Annotated in this window: 2 protein-coding genes; one reads left to right on the top strand and one right to left on the bottom strand. The window is 39.2% G+C overall.

Annotation, left to right across the window (positions count from 1 at the left end):
* Positions 1-173: 173 nt before the first annotated feature.
* Complete coding sequence (locus tag AC1DPQ_RS24730) at positions 174-617, bottom strand: MarR family winged helix-turn-helix transcriptional regulator (protein ID WP_477584915.1); 444 nt, start codon at positions 615-617, stop codon at positions 174-176.
* Between the two features lie 170 nt (positions 618-787).
* On the opposite strand from AC1DPQ_RS24730, the gene AC1DPQ_RS24725 reads away from it, so the two are divergent.
* A complete protein-coding gene (locus AC1DPQ_RS24725) occupies positions 788-2,017 on the top strand; it encodes an MFS transporter (RefSeq protein ID WP_477611187.1) in 1,230 nt (409 codons plus the stop codon).
* Positions 2,018-2,428 lie beyond the last annotated feature (411 nt).

The raw sequence follows: 2,428 nt of genomic DNA, 5'->3' as shown, positions 1-2,428 counted from the left end.
GTTCATCCGTGTTTCAACCTCTTTGCAGGTTAGGCCAACATCAACCAAAATTGCTTCATTATCGTTACCCACATAGTAACAATTGCCATTACTGCCCGAATTAATTGATGTAAAATATAGTGCCATTTTTCAGCCTGCAAGATAAGGCTTATTTGGCGAAGGAAAAAGGAAAACTATACTCTTGCGCCATTGTGTTCTACCAAACGCGAAAGGAGGGGTAGAAAAGCCTGAATCAAGTTGATTTCTTCTGAGGAGAAGATTTTTTCCATGGTTTGTGCCAGCCATTCTTCTTTTATTTTTCTGCTGGCAATAATGTGTTTTTCGCCAAGCTTGGTTAAGCCGATAAAAACCTTTCGTTTATCCTCATTGCTTGGAAAGCGTTCCACACATTTGGCATCGAACAAGCGGTTGATGATCTGTGAAATAGCTTGTTTTGACACCCTTTCCATATCTGCCAGCTCTGTAGATAACATTTTGCCATGTTGTTCGAGCAGCGACATCGTTAACAGTTCGGCATTGCTAAAGTCTGAACTTACGTTCTGTTTGCGTAGCTGCCTGGTTAAGCGGGTAACTGTGTTTCTTAGTTTTGCGGCAATATCTTGTGTTTGAGTAGGCATCTTAATGGTAAATAAACTTTACAAATATAAGCTTTTAATTTTGTAGATAAACTAATATGGGTCTTTGTTTTGTTTGAATTGTGATTCTGACGTGATAAAACTTTCTGTTTTTGGTTTTTTGATCTGATTTTAGTTTTGTACTTTTGTAAAGTTACTTTACTATTTTAAACATGAGTATTTTTCGTTCGCTAAGGCACTATAATTACAGGTTATTTTTTACAGGTCAGGCTATTTCATTAATCGGCACATGGATGCAGCGTGTAGCCATCAGTTGGTTGGTATATCGTTTAACAGGATCGGCTTTTTTGCTGGGACTGATTACTTTTTTGAGTTTAATCCCTTCACTGGTACTTGCACCGTATGCTGGGAGCTATGTAGATAGACATAATAAGTATAAGATATTGGTGATTACCCAGGTGATCCTGATGCTGCAGGCAGGTGCCCTGGCTTTGATGATCTGGTTTAAAGTATACGATATGTTCTGGATTGCAGCACTTTCACTGGTTCAGGGCTTGGTAAATGCTTTTGATGTTACTGCCCGTCAATCTTTAATGGTAAATTTAATTGATGATAAAGAAGATTTACCAAATGCCATTGCGCTTAATTCTTCCATGTTTAATGCCGCCAGGCTAATCGGCCCGGCGTTGGCAGGGGTAATTTTGAGTACTTTAGGTGAAGATATCTGTTTCCTGATCAATTTTGTGAGCTTTATTGCTGTACTGGGTTGTATGGTGATGATGAAGCTTAAACTCACCGTACATCAAAAATCGAAAGAAAATATCTGGATCGACCTGAAAAAAGGTTACGATTATCTTAAATCATCGCCAGATTTGGCATCCATGGTATTGATGATGGCTGCATCGAGTTTATTGGTAATTCCTTTCACAACTTTATTGCCTGTTTTTGCCAAAGATATTTTTAATGGAAATGCCACAACATTTGGCTGGTTTGAAAGCGCAGCAGGATTTGGTGCATTCTTCGGTGCCATTTATATGGCTACATTAAAAGTGAAGCAAAACCTGCAGAAAATTGTAATGATGTCGGGTATTTTGCTGGCCATTTCGGTTGTAGCGCTGGCTATATCACCATCGCTTGTTCTGGCTTTAATCTGTACCGGTTTAGCTGCTTTGGGTTTGATGGCTCAAACCTCATCTATCAATACTTATCTGCAGACTCATGCCGATGATGTAATGAGGGGAAGGACTTTAAGTTATTATATTATGGCTTACCAGGGCGTATTGCCAATCGGCAGTTTATTGATGGGGTATTTAGCGCATCTTTTTGGTACGCAGACTGTAGTTGCTTTTGAAGGTGTTGCGGGTTTGTTGATTGTAGCTGCGTTTGTGTACAATGAAAAGCACAGGAATCAATTGAACAGTAGTGCAATGTCGTTAAATTAATATGTCATCTGGAATTTTTTAATTTGGGTACGAGTGGTCGTCGAGGTTGTATCATAAAGGCGATTTCAGCCCAGAAGCTGTCATGTTGAGCCTGTCGAAACACCTCAAAGAGTATTTAAACAGGTCCTTCGACAAGCTCAGGATGACAAATTTATATTTATGATACACCCTCCTTAATAGATAGATAAAGATGCTGATCCCGAACATTCGGGACAGCATGACGATCGAGTAGATACAACATTGTGCACAAAACGCTAGACGCCATGCGCCAAACGTTTACCCGTGCACAATCAGCTTACAATCCACAATTACTTTCTGGTAATTATGAATATCAATTTCTTTGCTAATCAATTGTATCAATAGTTTAATTGCGTTTTCACCTACTGATTCGGGGTTTTCTTCAATAGAGGC

It is taken from the genome of Pedobacter sp. 01T416_2, from assembly GCF_056398925.1.
The sequence above is the reverse complement of the archived record's forward strand: the minus strand, read 5'-3'. Positions and strand labels throughout refer to the sequence as shown.

What these genes read in the sequence shown, in the direction of transcription:
- AC1DPQ_RS24730 (WP_477584915.1), bottom strand. Translation starts at nt 617, where the DNA reads ATGCCTACTCAAACACAAGATATTGCCGCAAAACTAAGAAACACAGTT.
- AC1DPQ_RS24725 (WP_477611187.1), top strand. Translation starts at nt 788, where the DNA reads ATGAGTATTTTTCGTTCGCTAAGGCACTATAATTACAGGTTATTTTTT.